This window comes from Sulfitobacter sp. 1A12779 (assembly GCF_043557315.1).
Lineage (GTDB): Bacteria > Pseudomonadota > Alphaproteobacteria > Rhodobacterales > Rhodobacteraceae > Sulfitobacter > Sulfitobacter faviae.
Genome location: NZ_JBIFFU010000010.1, coordinates 123,149 through 137,105, shown reverse-complemented (window position 1 = coordinate 137,105; position 13,957 = coordinate 123,149). Strand labels below are relative to the sequence as shown.

At 61.1% G+C, this 13,957-nt stretch carries 14 protein-coding genes; 13 read left to right on the top strand and 1 reads right to left on the bottom strand.

The window, feature by feature from the left end; translation table 11 throughout:
• Positions 1 to 4: 4 nt before the first annotated feature.
• The 8 genes from ACGYLQ_RS13335 to ACGYLQ_RS13300 all read left to right on the top strand — a co-directional run bounded on the left by ACGYLQ_RS13335 (position 5) and on the right by ACGYLQ_RS13300 (position 7,557).
• Positions 5 to 862 carry a MaoC/PaaZ C-terminal domain-containing protein gene (locus ACGYLQ_RS13335; RefSeq protein ID WP_394443363.1) on the top strand — a complete coding sequence of 286 codons (858 nt, stop codon included), beginning with the start codon at positions 5 to 7 and terminating at the stop codon, positions 860 to 862.
• 10 nt (positions 863 to 872) lie between these two features.
• Positions 873 to 2,009, top strand: coding sequence for a CaiB/BaiF CoA-transferase family protein (locus ACGYLQ_RS13330; RefSeq protein ID WP_027264318.1), 1,137 nt, complete (start codon positions 873 to 875; stop codon positions 2,007 to 2,009).
• A 62-nt stretch (positions 2,010 to 2,071) separates the two neighbouring features.
• Entirely contained in the window at positions 2,072 to 2,791 is a 720-nt protein-coding gene (locus tag ACGYLQ_RS13325; RefSeq protein WP_027264319.1) for a transglutaminase family protein, read from the top strand.
• Positions 2,788 to 3,237, top strand: coding sequence for a MaoC family dehydratase (locus ACGYLQ_RS13320; protein ID WP_027264320.1), 450 nt, complete (start codon positions 2,788 to 2,790; stop codon positions 3,235 to 3,237). The genes ACGYLQ_RS13325 and ACGYLQ_RS13320 overlap by 4 nt, the downstream gene beginning before the upstream one ends.
• On the top strand, positions 3,224 to 4,348 hold the full coding sequence (locus tag ACGYLQ_RS13315) for an acyl-CoA dehydrogenase family protein (protein WP_027264321.1): 1,125 nt from the start codon (positions 3,224 to 3,226) through the stop codon (positions 4,346 to 4,348). Before ACGYLQ_RS13320 ends, ACGYLQ_RS13315 begins: the two co-directional genes overlap by 14 nt.
• Positions 4,345 to 5,496, top strand: coding sequence for an acyl-CoA dehydrogenase family protein (locus ACGYLQ_RS13310; protein ID WP_027264322.1), 1,152 nt, complete (start codon positions 4,345 to 4,347; stop codon positions 5,494 to 5,496). The genes ACGYLQ_RS13315 and ACGYLQ_RS13310 overlap by 4 nt, the downstream gene beginning before the upstream one ends.
• A 27-nt stretch (positions 5,497 to 5,523) precedes the next feature.
• Positions 5,524 to 6,333, top strand: a complete 810-nt coding sequence (locus ACGYLQ_RS13305; RefSeq protein WP_027264323.1) for an enoyl-CoA hydratase/isomerase family protein — start codon at positions 5,524 to 5,526, stop codon at positions 6,331 to 6,333.
• A 27-nt stretch (positions 6,334 to 6,360) separates the two neighbouring features.
• On the top strand, positions 6,361 to 7,557 hold the full coding sequence (locus ACGYLQ_RS13300; RefSeq protein WP_223228105.1) for a phenylacetate--CoA ligase family protein: 1,197 nt from the start codon (positions 6,361 to 6,363) through the stop codon (positions 7,555 to 7,557).
• 71 nt (positions 7,558 to 7,628) lie between these two features.
• Here ACGYLQ_RS13300 and ACGYLQ_RS13295 read toward each other — a convergent pair whose 3' ends face one another.
• Positions 7,629 to 8,594, bottom strand: coding sequence for a nitronate monooxygenase family protein (locus ACGYLQ_RS13295; RefSeq protein WP_027264325.1), 966 nt, complete (start codon positions 8,592 to 8,594; stop codon positions 7,629 to 7,631).
• A 223-nt stretch (positions 8,595 to 8,817) separates the two neighbouring features.
• Between ACGYLQ_RS13295 and ACGYLQ_RS13290 the strand changes: the two genes are divergently transcribed.
• The 5 genes from ACGYLQ_RS13290 to ACGYLQ_RS13270 are packed head-to-tail and all read left to right on the top strand — an operon-like array spanning position 8,818 to position 13,917.
• Positions 8,818 to 9,588 carry an enoyl-CoA hydratase/isomerase family protein gene (locus ACGYLQ_RS13290; protein ID WP_223228104.1) on the top strand — a complete coding sequence of 257 codons (771 nt, stop codon included), beginning with the start codon at positions 8,818 to 8,820 and terminating at the stop codon, positions 9,586 to 9,588.
• A complete protein-coding gene (locus ACGYLQ_RS13285; RefSeq protein WP_027264327.1) occupies positions 9,585 to 10,775 on the top strand; it encodes a CaiB/BaiF CoA-transferase family protein in 1,191 nt (396 codons plus the stop codon). Before ACGYLQ_RS13290 ends, ACGYLQ_RS13285 begins: the two co-directional genes overlap by 4 nt.
• A 1-nt stretch (position 10,776) precedes the next feature.
• Entirely contained in the window at positions 10,777 to 11,952 is a 1,176-nt protein-coding gene (locus ACGYLQ_RS13280) for an acyl-CoA dehydrogenase family protein (protein ID WP_027264328.1), read from the top strand.
• 17 nt (positions 11,953 to 11,969) lie between these two features.
• Positions 11,970 to 13,112, top strand: a complete 1,143-nt coding sequence (locus ACGYLQ_RS13275) for an acyl-CoA dehydrogenase family protein (RefSeq protein WP_027264329.1) — start codon at positions 11,970 to 11,972, stop codon at positions 13,110 to 13,112.
• A gap of 28 nt (positions 13,113 to 13,140) precedes the next feature.
• Positions 13,141 to 13,917 carry an enoyl-CoA hydratase/isomerase family protein gene (locus ACGYLQ_RS13270; protein ID WP_027264330.1) on the top strand — a complete coding sequence of 259 codons (777 nt, stop codon included), beginning with the start codon at positions 13,141 to 13,143 and terminating at the stop codon, positions 13,915 to 13,917.
• Positions 13,918 to 13,957 lie beyond the last annotated feature (40 nt).

Here is a 13,957-nt window from a genome sequence, read left to right as displayed (position 1 = left end):
GTAAATGCCATTGGATTTCGATGCACTGTTGAACTGGGACTTTGAGGAAATCGAACAGACGCTGACCGAGCGGGATACCATCCTGTATGCACTCGGCCTTGGGTTCGGCGAGGATCCGACCGACAAAAAGGAGCTGGCCTATGTCTATGAGGACGGGCTCAAGGCAGTTCCCTCGATGGCGGTCATTTTGGGGTATCCCGGCTTCTGGCTGCGCGATCCCAAGACCGGCGTAAACTGGCAAAAAGTGCTGCACGGAGAACAGTGGCTCGACATCTACAAGCCGCTGCCGACACATGGCCGGATTGTCGGCCGCAGCAAGATCGACTTCATCGCCGACAAGGGCGAGGGCAAGGGAGCCGTCATTTACCAAAGCCGTGATATTATCGACGCGGACAGCAGTGAAAAACTGGCACGCGTGGCGATGTCGGCTTTCTGTCGCGGTGATGGGGGGTTTGGCGGTGAAAACCAGGCGGGTCCGGCACCCGCAGTGCTGCCTGATCGGGCGCCTGATCATGTATGTGATATCGATACCCTGCCGCGCCAAGCCCTTATTTATCGTCTCAGCGGTGATTTCAATCCGCTTCATGCTGACCCGGATGTCGCGCGGTCGGTCGGGTTCGACCGCCCGATCCTGCACGGTTTGGCGACCTATGGTCTGGCCGCCCGGGCGATTCTCAAGACGTTGCTGGACTATGATTCTGCCCGGCTTGTCGGTCTGGATGTTCGGTTCTCGGCTCCGGTCTATCCCGGCGAAACCGTGCGGTTCGAAATCTGGGAAGAGGACGGCGAGGCCCGGTTTCGAGCGTCTATTCCTGCACGCGACGTGGTTGTTCTGAACAACGGCGCGGCGCGCTTTGCCTGAGGCAGTGAAGATGGCTCAACCGCTCAAGGATATCCTGGTGCTGGATTTCAGCACACTTCTTCCCGGTCCGATGGCGACGCTCATGCTGTCCGAGGCTGGCGCCGAAGTGATCAAGTTCGAACGGCCCGGAGCCGGCGAGGACGCGCGCCACACGGAGCCAAAGATCGACGGAGAGAGCATCGGATTTGCTGTGTTGAACCACGGCAAGCGATCGGTGGCCATCGACCTCAAGTCAAGGGGCGCAGTGGAACGTCTGCGCCCCTTGATCGAGAAGGCCGATGTTCTGGTAGAGCAGTTTCGTCCCGGCGTGATGGACCGGCTGGGGCTTGGTTATGAAGCGGTGCGAAAGATCAATCCCGGTCTCATCTATTGTTCGATCACCGGCTATGGCCAGACCGGACCAAAGGCCAGCGCCGCCGGCCACGATCTCAACTACGTCGGTGATGCGGGTATCCTGTCGCTCAGTCGCGGACCGGATGACCAGCCAACAGCCCCGTTCGGGCTGGTCGCCGATATCGGAGGCGGAACCTATCCTGCGGTGATGAATATCCTGCTGGCCCTGATTGCGCGGCAGGCAAGCGGGCAGGGGACGCATCTGGATATCGCAATGGCCGAGGGGGCGTTCGCCTTTGCCTATTGGGCCCATGCCGAAGGTGTGATTGCCGGGCAGAACATCGAAAGCGGTGGCAGCCGTCTGACGGGTGGCCTGGCCCGGTATCGGCTTTATACGGCTGCGGACGGGCGTCAGATCGCCGTCGGCGCGTTGGAAGAAAAGTTCTGGCAGTCGTTCTGCGATGTCATTGGTTTGCCTGTGGCCCTTCGCGATGACTGGTCCGATCCAAATGCCTGTGCCGCAGAGGTTGCACGTCGTCTGAGGGAACACCCCTCGACCCATTGGGAGCCTTTGCTGGCTGCGGCAGATTGCTGCTGTTCGGTCGTGAAGACGCCCGCCGAGGCGGCGCGTGACCCGCATTTCAAAGCGCGTGACGTGTTCGGGCGGACCGTAAAAATCTCCGGCCGGGACGCGCCCGCTTTGCCGCTGCCAATTGCCCCGGAGTTCCGTTCTTCCGGAAATTCGGTCGGAGTTGCAGCCACTCTGGGCGAAGACAATCCGCGTTATGGCGTGGACCAACCGAAAACAGAGTAAATCCCGTTGACGGGCAGGATTTGAATCGGTAATCTAACATTTGTTAGAAAAAGGGGGGGCCAATGGACAAGTCTGACGATGACCTGCCGACTGAAGCTGAGCGTTATGTCATGCCATCGCGCTTTGTGGAAAGCGATAGCGTGGAAGTGCAGGGTTTCGTGACATCGGCTTTGCGTGATCTTCCTGTGGACGCAACCAATCGAGACAAGGCGATCCGCCTGTTCGAAGCGGTGCGCGACGATATTCGCTATGATCCCTATTGTTTTGCGCTGGATGAGGACTCTTACCGTGCCAGCCGTATCGCTGGCGCGGAAGCGGCGTTTTGCGTTCCCAAGGCAATTCTTCTGGCGGCTTGTTTGCGTGCTGTGGGTATCCCCGCCGCTCTGGGGTTCGCGGATGTGCGCAACCACCTGAATACACCCAAGTTGCAGGAGTTGATGGGGACCGATCTCTTTATCTACCACGGCTATGTTCAGCTGTGGTTGGGGAATGAGGCCTACAAGGTGACACCTGCATTCAACATGGAACTGTGTGAAAGATTCGGGGTCAAACCCCTGGTCTTCGACGGCTATCACGACGCGCTCTTTCATGAGTTCGACGAACAGAATCACCGGCACATGGAATATGTGAACGACCGTGGTCTCTATTTCGACGCGCCGATGGGTGAGTTCCTGATGGCGTTCAAGGAAACCTATCCGAAGCTGGAAGAATTCAACCGCATCCGGATATCCAAGGATGCGAGCGGATACGATGACGGTTTCGCAAAGGAGGGTGCCTCTTGAGGTATCTGGAAGACTTCTCGCCGGGCCAAGTCTATCGCTTTCGCAGCGCTCCGATGAGCGCGGATTCGATAAAGGCCTTTGCCAAGGAATGGGATCCGCAGCGGCTGCACACCGATGAAGACTATGCAACCGCCATACATGGCAGCCTGATCGCCTCGGGCTTTCAGACCATGCTTGAGGTGTTCAAGCCGGTCATGACCGAGATGATGGTCGATGTTGCCAATATCGGCGGCATGGGCTTTGACAATTTGCGCTGGCTGCGGCCTGTGCACCCGAACGAACCCCTTGATGTCGAACTGACGGTCAACTCGGTCACACCGTCAAAAAGCAAGCCCGACAGAGGTGTTTTGCACTATACGCTCAGCGCCAAAAACCCCGAGGGCGAGGTCGTTTTTTCGACCGACACCCCTGTGATGATCCAGCGAAAACAAAATGACACAAACTGAGTTCCTTTCCAGCGAACAAGAAGACCTTCGCCTGTTGCGCGAGAGCGTGCGCACGTTGTTTGAACGGGCGGGCGGAAGTGACAGAGCCCGACAACTCCGTGATGCCGGGGGCGGTTTCGATCCGGAGATGGTCCGGGAACTGGCCGAGGCCGGTGTTTTCGGCGTGGCGGTGCCCGAAGATCAGGGCGGGCTTGGCATGGGCCTAGCCGCCGGGGGTGTCATCGCCGAGGAAGTCGGCCGTGTGTTTGCCCCGGAACCGGTCGTGTCGACGATAGGTCTGAGCCTCGGCCTTCTGCGCCGCCTTTGTCCGGATCATCCGAAGATGGCACAGCTCATCGGCGGCGAAATTTCATTGGCGGTTGCCTGGCAGGAACGCGGCCCCGACGGGGCGCCTGCCGATGCGACCTGCCGATACGCGGACGGAAAGCTGACCGGTGGCAAGGCCTGGGTCGTCGGTGCGATCGGTTCGCACGGGTTCCTTGTCGTGGCCGAACAGGATGATGGTCCGGTTCTGGTTCTGGCTGAGGCAGACGCGCAGGGGCTTGTCATCGACAAGCGGACGCAGGCGGATGGCAGCTCTCTGGGCGAGCTTTCGTTTTCGGGAACTCCGGCCGCGGAATTGGCCAGCAGCGGTGCGGTTCTCACTGCACTGGCCGAGGCTGTCGCCGATGCAACGGCGCTTGCCGCGGCCGAGCTTGTCGGCGTGAGCGAGCGCGCCTTCGAGATCACGCTCGACTACATCAAGACGCGGGAGCAGTTCGACAAGCCGATCGGATCATTCCAGGTCATCCAGCACCGTGCCGTCGACCTCAACGTGATGTGCGAGGTCGCGCAGGCCGGAGTGCGGGAGGCGCTTGCGCAGATGGACAGCGAAACCGATCCAAAAGTCCGGGCGCGGCTTGCCAGCCGGGCCAAGGCTCGCGCGGTCACCGCCGCCAAGAAGATCACGCGCGACGCCATCCAGCTGCACGGGGCCGTCGGTTATACCGACGAGTTCGACATCGGGCTTTATCTGAACCGAGCGCTGGTTCTGTCCGCTTGGCTGGGCGATGACGCCTACCACAGACGGCTTTGGTTCGAGGCGCGAGAACAGGAAGGAGCCGCACAATGACCGACTGGAACGCAATGAGCGATGCGGATTTCCGCAAGGAAGTGCGCGCGTTCTTCGAGGCGGAATATCCCGAAGAGCTGCGCCACCTGCCGCACCGACCGAAGTTCGCCGAGATCGAACATTGGCACCGCAAGCTTCACGCCAAGGGCTGGGTTGCGCCAGCCTGGCCCGCTGAATTCGGCGGTATGGGCCTAAACGCTGCTAAGCTGCTGATCTTTTATGAAGAGCAGCAGCGCTGGGGCGTCAATCGCGGTCGCGACATGGGCGTGCAGATGGTCGGGCCCCTGATCATCAAATTCGGCACCCAGGACCAGAAAGACTATTGGCTGCCACGTATTCTGAGCTGCGAGGACATCTGGTGCCAGGGCTATTCCGAGCCCGGTGCCGGGTCCGATCTTGCCAATCTGCGCACACGCGCGGAAATTGACGGCGACGATTTCGTCATTAACGGCCAGAAGATCTGGACGACGATGGCGCATGATGCCACGCACATCTTCATGCTGGTGCGCACCGATCCCGATGCGCCGAAGAAACAGCAGGGCATCAGTTTCCTTCTTGCTCCGATGGATCAGCCGGGGATCGAGGTGCGCACGATCACCACCCTTTCGGGTGAGACCGAATTTTGCGAGGTGTTCTTCGACAATGCCCGCACTCCCCGGGAAAACCTGGTCGGCGAACTGAACAAGGGCTGGACGATGGCCAAGGCGCTTTTGAGCTTCGAGCGCATCTTCATCGGCTCGCCAAGTCTGGCCCAGAACGCTCTGGGACAGCTTGAAAGCTTTGCCCGTGGCCGTGGCGCGTTTGACGATCCGGTGTTCCGTGACCGCTTTGCCCAAGCGGCACTGGATGTGGAAGATCATGCCGCGCTTTATGCCCGTTTTGCAGATCAGCTCAAACGTGGCGAGACGCTCGGTGCGGATGTGTCCATGCTGAAGATCTGGGTGACTGAATGCTTCCAGCGCATCACCGAGCTGATGATCGAAGCAGCCGGTCCCGATGGCGGCTCCATCGGGCCGCTTCAGGTTGGCAATGTTAGCGTCGACGTTTTGTCGAGCTTCTACAAGGCCAGACCTACCACGATCTACGGTGGATCGAACGAAATCCAAAGAAACATCCTGTCCAAGGCCGTCCTGGGACTGCCTGGCTGAACCCATACCCTGAGGAGGAAAAGACCTATGTCGGAGCGTTACGCAAAGTACGACAAACTGAAATTTGACTACCCGGCGGATCGCGTCCTGCGCATCACGTTCGACCGGCCCGAGACATTCAACTCGGTCGATGCCGAAACCCACACCCAGATGACGGACATGTGGATCGACATCGACCGCGACCCCGACATCAACGCGGTCATCGTGACCGGCGCGGGCAAGGCGTTTTCGGCGGGCGGCGATTTCAGCCTGATTGAGAAGATGATCGGCGACTCGCACGAGATCATGAAGACGTGGAAAGAAGCCAAGGATCTCGTCTACAACATCATCAACTGCAACAAGCCGATCATTTCCGCGATCAATGGCCCTGCGGCAGGCGCGGGCCTTGTGGTTGCCATCCTGGCCGACATCTCGATCGCCGGGAAACGGGCAAAGATTGTCGATGGTCATCCGCGTCTGGGCGTTGCCGCTGGCGATGTCGCGGCGATTATCTGGCCGCTGCTGACCTCGATGGCCAAGGCGAAATACTATCTGATGACCTGCAAGCCGGTGTCGGGCGAAGAGGCCGAGCGCATCGGTCTGGTGTCAATGTGCGTCGAGGATGACGAGCTTCAGCAGATCGCTTTGGACACGGCTGTCGAACTGGCCAACGGCTCGCAAAGCGCGATCCGCTGGACCAAGTATTCGCTGAACAACTGGCTGCGCCAGGCCGGGCCGATCTTTGATGCGTCGACCGCGCTGGAGATGCTTGGTTTTATGAGCGAGGACGTCAAGGAAGGTGTGTTGTCGCACCGCGAGAAGCGCGCGCCAAACTTCCGCAAGGACTGCCCGCTTTAACGCCCGATTGGACGAGGAGGCATGGAAATGTCTGATGATATCTACAAAGATATAGCGCAAGCCTATGCCGCTGCGGCCGAAAAAGCTCCTGGCCTGAAATCGCGATTTACGGCTGCCGGATTCGATCCGGCAGCCGTCACATCGGTGGCGGACCTCTCGCGACTTCCAGTGATGAAAAAAGAAGAGCTTCTGAAGATCCAGCGCGAGAACCCGCCTTTCGGCGGATTCCTTGCCTCGGATCTGAAGGATATTGGACGGATCTACGTGTCCCCTGGCCCAATTTTCGAGCCGGCCCTTTCGGGCGAGGGAGGTCATGGCCTGGACCTGCTTTTCAAGGCGGCAGGCGTGGGGCCGGGGGATATCATCCTGAACACCTGGATGTATCATCTTGTGCCCGCAGGCTTGCTGTTCGACGAAGCGGCACAGGCCGCAGGTGCCACGGTGATTCCCGGCGGCGTGGGCAATACCGAGCTTCAGGCGCAGATCATCGTCGAAACCGGCGTGACTTCGATCTGCGCCTCGACCGCGTTTTTCCTGACGCTGGCGGACAAGGTGATCGAAACCTATGGCCGCGACGCATGGAAGGTGAAGACAGCCTTCCTCGGCGGTGAGATGGGCGACTGGATGGCCAAGCGCCGCCGGATCGAGGCCGAATACGGCGTGTCCACCTGGGCCGCCTATGCCACCGCCGATCTAGGCCTTGTCGCCTATGAGGATGGCGGCGAAGGCTATCTGGTTCATCCCGACCGCGTGGTGCAGATCTGCGATCCGGTCAGCGGCGAACAGGTCGCCCATGGCGAACCGGGCGAGGTTGTCGTGACCGCGCGCGATGCCACCTGGCCGATGATCCGGTTCGGCACCGGCGACAGCGCCTTTGCCCTGGAAAGCAACGCGGATGGCACCGTCAGCCGGATTTCAGCATTGCAGGGACGGGTCGGGGCAGCGGTCAAAGTGCGCGAGATTTTCGTTTATCCGCGCGTGGTTGAAGAAGTTGTCATCGGCACGCCGGGCGCAAAGGCCGCGCAGGCCGTGGTAACGCGCGAGAACGATCGCGACATGATCCGCCTCTCGCTTGTGCTGGAAGACGGTGCCGACGCTTCTGCTGCGGAAGCAGCCGCCGCCAAAAACTTCAAACTGCATACACGAATTCGTGTCGACGAAGTGAACATTGTTTCGGAACTACCCGAAAATGCAGAACTGATCGTCAACCAAAAGGACCGCTAAGATCGGGTCTCGATCATTCGCGACAACCGCAGAAACAGATGGGCGGCCGGGCAACCGGCCGCCCTCTTTCGTCAGGAACAGAGCGCATCTTTGGCGACCTGGTATTCCCGGTCGAGACGGTCGACGTAGTCCGCCGTGGTCATCACCTCTTTCACCGCTCCGATCCCCTGACCGCTGCCCCAGATGTCACGCCAGGCCTTGGGGCGAATGTCGCCGGTGGCCAGATCGAGTTTGTTGCCGATCCCGGCCAGGTTGTCCGGATCGAGACCGACCGCCCGCACCGACGGTTTCAGATAGTTGGCATGCACGCCGCTGAAATAGTCGGTATAGACAATATCATCGGCCCCGCCTTCGACGATCATTTGCTTGTACTCCTCCGACGCGACCGCCTCGGTCATGGCAATGAAGGGGGATCCGATATACCCAAAATCCGCACCCATGGCCTGCGCCGCCAGAATTGAGCGCCCGGTCGCGATGGACCCGGACAGGGCAAGCGGACCATCGAACCATTCCCGGATTTCCTGAACCAGCGCAAAGGGTGACAAGGCCCCGGCGTGGCCGCCAGCGCCGGCGCAGACCGCGATCAGGCCGTCGGCGCCCTTGTCGATCGCTTTCCTGGCGTATTTGTTGTTGATTACATCGTGCAGTACAGTGCCGCCGCACTCATGTGCCGCCTGGTTGACGTCTTCCCGTGCGCCCATTGATGTGATCCAGACAGGCACTTTCCAGCGCGCACATATTTCGACGTCCCGCTCAATCCGATCATTCGATCGATGGACGATCTGGTTGACCGCGAATGGCGCGGCGGGCCGATCGGGATTGGCCTGATTGTGCGCGTCAAGCTCTTCAGTGATGCGCTTGAGCCAGGCTTCAAGCAGCGGCGGTTCACCTTCGGACTCGCGTGCGTTCAGCGCCGGAAAGCTGCCGATGACGCCGGCTTTGCACTGGGCGACGACAAGATCCGGCCCGGACACCAGGAACATGGGCGAGCAGATCACAGGCAGGCGCAAGCGGCCGAGAGGGGTGTCGGAGTACATTGTCTATTTCTTCTTTGCTGTTTCAACAGGGGGTGCCGAGGCCCGTAGCCGTGACGGGCGCGCATGGGAAGGGAAGCCGAAAAAACGTGCCAGCAGACCGCAAGGAAATACACAGAACGGGTGAATTTTACACATGTCTGATTTTCCGCACCGGACTATTGCCCGTCGCTCAATGCCACTCCTATCGTGTTCCATGCTAGCCCATTCCTGGGAGGAGGAAGCGGTGCCATTGCTCTACAGCCGCTCGGAAAGCGTTGGTCGGATGACTTTCGATTTTCCCGAGAAGAAGAATGCCCTTGATCAAGACGCACGCAAAGAGATGGAACGCATCGTCACCCAGGTGCGCGACGATGACCGCGTGCGCGCGCTGTTGATCACGGGTGCCGGGGGCGCGTTTTGCGCCGGAGGCGATATCAGCACCTTCGCCGGTTCTTCGCCTGTGGCCATGCGGGACCGCATGAAACAACAGCACCGCGTAACCCGGATGCTATATGATCTTGAAAAGCCGGTCGTCGCGGCGGTTGCCGGGCCGGCCTTTGGCGTGGGGTTCAACATTGCGCTTCTGGCTGACGTGATCCTGGCCGCGCCCTCGGCCCGCTTTTGCCAGGCCTATGCGCGCGTGGCGATCGTGCCCGACGGTGGCGGGCTTTACTTGCTGGCGCGGACGGTCGGGACGCAGCGGGCGAAGGCGATGTTCCTGACGGCCCAGGTGATCGATGCCCAAGAGGCGCACGACCTTGGGATCGTCCACGCAATCCACGAAGAAGACGCGCTCGACGCAGAGGCCGATGCGCTGGCCGTGCGTCTGGCCGAAGGGCCGACCCGAGCCTTTGGGCTGGGCAAGTCGATGCTGAACCGTGGCATGGATTGCGATTTCGCGACCTATCTCGAGATCGAGGCAACCGCCGAAGCCCATATCATGCAGACCGCAGATCACCGCGAGGCGGTCGCCTCTTTCAAGGAAAAGCGCCCGCCGGGCTTTGTCGGATCATGAACGCGGCGCCCGATTGTGGCCCGCTGGCCGGTCTTCGGGTGATCGACCTCGGGCAGGTCTACCTTGGGCCCTATTGCGGTCTGATGTTCGCGCTCATGGGGGCCGAGGTCATCAAGGTCGAGCCGCCCGGCGGCGACAGTATCCGCGGCATCGCGGGCGGGCGCGAGAACCCCGCAGCGATGATGCTCAATTCCAGCAAACAGAGCGTGACGCTTGATCTGGGGTCCGAGGGCGGGCGCAGCGCCCTGCTGGCGCTGGCAGATTCGGCCGATGTTCTAATCGAGAATTTCCGTCCCGGTACGATGGAGAAACTGGGGCTGGGGTGGGAAACACTCTGTGCCCGCAATCCGCGCCTGGTCATGGGGTCAGGAAAGGGTTACGCGGCCGATTCCGTCTATCGCGATGCGCCGGCGATGGATTTTCCTATTCAGGCCCTGACCGGGCTGATGTCGGTGACCGGGTTTCCCGATGGTCCGCCGGTGAAATGCGGCGCAGCGATCACCGATTTTCTGGGCGGTATCCACCTTTTTGGTGGCATTATGGCGGCGTTGCATGCGCGCGGCGCGACAGGGCGCGGGGACTTTGTCCAGATCGCGATGCAGGACGTCACGCACCACGCGCTGGCGTCGAATATCGCAAGCTATCTGCTGGCGCCTGACGGGTTCGCCGACCGGGCCGGCAACAGTCAGGCCGTGCTCAAGGTCGCACCCTACGACCTGTTTCCGGCGCGCGACGGGCAGGTGGCCATCATGTGCCTGAATGATCGCCACTGGCAGCAGCTGACCCGGGCCATGGGTCGCCCTGATCTGGCCGAAGATCCCGAACTGGCCGCGGGACCCGCGCGCTGCGCGCGGCGTGCCCAAGTCGATGGCTGGGTGACGGCGTGGACCTCAAGTCAGACCCGCGCCGAGATTTTCGCGGCCCTGAGCAGCGCACATGTGCCGGGCGCCCCGGTGCGCACGCTCGCTGAGGTGGTGTCGGACGATGACATGCGCGCCCGCGGCATGATCCATGACCTTCCGCATCCAGACCTGGGCACGGTCCCTGTTCCAGGGCTGCCGATGCGTTTCGCGGCTCACCCACAGGTCGCCCCTATCCCCGCACCAACCGTAGGCGCCGATACGGCGCGCATCCTGGCCGCGCTGGAACAGGACCTGCCCTCTGCTCAATCAAAGGACACCTACTGACATGTTCAAGCTCGATCCGGAATTGGAGGATTTTCGCAACGAGGCACGCAAGCTGGCTGAGCGCGAGTTTGCTCCCAGGGCCGCCCATTGGGACGAAGCCGAAGAGTTTCCAGCCGCGAACCGCGACAAGCTGGCCGAACTTGGCTATCTGGGAATGTTCATCCCTGAAGAATACGGCGGCTCCGGCGCGCCAGTGATCCAGGGCACGGTGTTTCTGGAAGAAATGGCGCGGGTCTGTTTCAACACGGCGCTGGTCTCGCAACTCTACCTGAACGGCCCATCCCGGGCAATCAGCGTTCTGGGCAGCGACGAGCAGAAAAAGCGGTTCCTGCCAGACATGGCGGCCGGCAAGAAATTCATCGCAATCGCCATCAGCGAGCCAGAGGCGGGGTCGGCGGTGACAGACCTGCGCACCACGGCCACAAGGGACGGCGACGGATGGGTGCTGAATGGCAACAAATGCTGGTCCACGGGCGCCCATGTGGCCGATTATGCGCTGGTCTTCTGCCGTTTCGGCAAGGCCAGCGGGGCGAAGGGGATTGGTGCCTTTGTCGTCGATCTGAAGAAGCCGGGCGCGCGGATCGGCCACATATCGCTGAAGATGGGTGGCCGGGGGCTGACCGAGGCCGAGATTATCCTTGAAAACTACAAGGCCGGTCCCGAGGATGTGCTGGTCGAAGGGGACCCGGAAAGCTCGCGCTCCTTCGCGCTGTTGATGAGCAGTTTCGGACCCGAGCGGGTGGGCAACGCAGCGATGTGCGTGGGGCTGGCGCAGGGCGCTTTCGATGCTGCAAAGTCGTATTCCGAGATTCGCCATCAGTTCGGGCGCCCGATCAAGGAATTCCAGGGCCTGCAATGGAAAATCGCCGACATGGCCACACAGATCCATGCTGCGCGTCTGATGGTCTATCGGGCCGCGACCAACCCCGCGCCGAACGGCTTTCCCGATCCGATGGATGCGACCATGGCCAAGCTTTACGCCAACGAAATGGCGCAGAGGGTCACGAACGAAGCGCTGCAGATCCACGGTCACAATGGTTACACGCGCGAATACCCGCTGGAACGTATGGTGCGTGACGCGCGCGGCTTCGCGCTTGGCGGTGGCACCGTCGAAATCCTGCGCAATACGATCGCCGCCATGGTCTACGGCCACAGCTTCGACCAGCGGCGGGGGTAGGGCGGATGCATCCCTCGTTGCTAACGACAGAACAGGTCGCTCTCAAGGATGCCGCGCGCAAACTGGCGCTCGGGGAATTCCGGGACCGCGCCGCACGCTGGGACCGCGACGGCATCTACCCCGAGGAAAACCACCATCGCCTGGGCGCGCTTGGCTATCTGGGCATGACCATTCCCGAAGAATACGGCGGTGGCGGTACGCCGCTGGTGGATTGCTATCTCGTGATCGAAGAACTGGCCAAGGTGGATTTCAATACCGCGCTGATCGTTCACGATCAGAACGTCTCGCCCCGGATCATCGCCACCTGCGGCAGCGAGGCGTTGAAGCAGGCTTTCCTGCCCCGCTTCGCCGCGGGCGAGATCGAATGCGCGATCTCCTGGTCCGAGCCCGAGGCCGGGTCGGACGCCACCGCGGTGACGACATCGCTGCGCCCGGACGGGGACGGGTTTGTGCTGAACGGCGGCAAGATCTTTACCACTTTCGGCGACAGGGCCGATTACCTTCTGGTCTATGCTCGGTTCTGCGAAAGCAAAGGCGCGCGAGGCATCGGAACCGTTTTGGTGCACCGCAAAAGCCCCGGCGTTTCGGTCCATATTCTTGAACAGAAGATGGGCGCGCGCGGCTGCAACGAATGCGAGATCCATTTCGACGATGTGCGGGTGCCGTCCGAAAACGTCGTGACCGAAGGGCTGGCCGGCAACTCCAGCGGCTTTGTCCGCCCGCTGGGTGTCTATAACGCCACGCGCGTCGGCATGGGGATACTGGCGCTTGGTGTCGCCGAGGGGGCGTTCGACCTTGCACGCGACTACATGAAGACCCGCCGGCAATTCGGCAAGGCGCTGTCCGAGATGCAGGGGCTGCAATGGATGATGTCGGACATGAAGGTGCAGATCGAGGCCGCGCGGTCGTTGTGTTATACGGCGCTGTCGCTGATCGACCGCGGCCAGCCCGATCCAACATTGTCTTCGATCGCCAAGGTTCAGGCCACCGAAATGGCACAGCGCGTCACCCATGACGCCATGCAGATGTTCGGTGGCTACGGCTATTTCGGTTCGCTTCCGTTGGAGCGGATGGTGAGGGATGTGCGGATGCTGACGATCACCGGGGGAACGACCCAGATACATAAGAACGGGATTGCTCGGGCGCTGTTCACTGACTGACGAATCTTCGCCAAAGGGAGGGGTGGTCATGACAAGCGATATCACTGTGGAACACTCAGAAGGTCTGGCCGTCGTGTCGTTGAACCGGCCCGACAAGCTGAATGCGCTGACCCTCGACATGCGCGTCGAACTCCTGGACGCGTTTCGCGATATCCAAACTGACCCGCGGATTCGCGCCGTATTACTGCGGGCCGAGGGCCGCGCTTTTTGTGCGGGTGCGGATATTTCGACCATGGGCAAGGACGATGTCTGGGGTGATCGGGCGCGCTTGTACAGGGCGCACCAGATGATCCTTTCCATATTCAATTGCGAGAAGCCTGTGGTTGCCGCGGTGCGCGGTCCGGCGGTCGGGATCGGTCTGAGCATGGCGCTCGCCTGCGACGTTATCCTGCTCTCCGAGACGGCAAGATTCGGTCAGGTTTTTCGCAAGATCGGGCTGGCCCCCGATGGCGGCGCGGCGTTTTTCCTTCAGAATCTGATCGGTCGGCAACGTGCGACGGACCTTGCCTTCTCAGCGCGGATGGTGCCGGCGGATGAAGCCCTGAGCCTGGGATTGGCAAGCCAGGTTCATCCCGATGATGCCCTCGACCGGGCGGCCCTGGACTATGCGACAGACCTGGCCGCGGGGCCAACCTTTGCCCTGGCCGGTACCAAGCGGCTGATGCGCGCCGCGATGCAACCGTCTCTGGAGAGCTTTCTTGAAACAGAAGCCATCATTCAGGGGCAAATCATCAAGAGCGCGGATCACGCCGAAGGCATCGACGCCTTTCTGAGCAAGAGAAAACCGGTTTTCCGTGGCGTATGACCAAGCGGATTGGCCCTTTTTACGACAGGGAAGAGATAGT

What these genes read in the sequence shown, in the direction of transcription:
- ACGYLQ_RS13315 (WP_027264321.1), top strand. Translation starts at nt 3,224, where the DNA reads ATGACACAAACTGAGTTCCTTTCCAGCGAACAAGAAGACCTTCGCCTG.
- ACGYLQ_RS13270 (WP_027264330.1), top strand. Translation starts at nt 13,141, where the DNA reads ATGACAAGCGATATCACTGTGGAACACTCAGAAGGTCTGGCCGTCGTG.
- ACGYLQ_RS13335 (WP_394443363.1), top strand. Translation starts at nt 5, where the DNA reads ATGCCATTGGATTTCGATGCACTGTTGAACTGGGACTTTGAGGAAATC.
- ACGYLQ_RS13305 (WP_027264323.1), top strand. Translation starts at nt 5,524, where the DNA reads ATGTCGGAGCGTTACGCAAAGTACGACAAACTGAAATTTGACTACCCG.
- ACGYLQ_RS13285 (WP_027264327.1), top strand. Translation starts at nt 9,585, where the DNA reads ATGAACGCGGCGCCCGATTGTGGCCCGCTGGCCGGTCTTCGGGTGATC.
- ACGYLQ_RS13280 (WP_027264328.1), top strand. Translation starts at nt 10,777, where the DNA reads ATGTTCAAGCTCGATCCGGAATTGGAGGATTTTCGCAACGAGGCACGC.
- ACGYLQ_RS13295 (WP_027264325.1), bottom strand. Translation starts at nt 8,594, where the DNA reads ATGTACTCCGACACCCCTCTCGGCCGCTTGCGCCTGCCTGTGATCTGC.
- ACGYLQ_RS13330 (WP_027264318.1), top strand. Translation starts at nt 873, where the DNA reads ATGGCTCAACCGCTCAAGGATATCCTGGTGCTGGATTTCAGCACACTT.
- ACGYLQ_RS13300 (WP_223228105.1), top strand. Translation starts at nt 6,361, where the DNA reads ATGTCTGATGATATCTACAAAGATATAGCGCAAGCCTATGCCGCTGCG.
- ACGYLQ_RS13310 (WP_027264322.1), top strand. Translation starts at nt 4,345, where the DNA reads ATGACCGACTGGAACGCAATGAGCGATGCGGATTTCCGCAAGGAAGTG.
- ACGYLQ_RS13325 (WP_027264319.1), top strand. Translation starts at nt 2,072, where the DNA reads ATGGACAAGTCTGACGATGACCTGCCGACTGAAGCTGAGCGTTATGTC.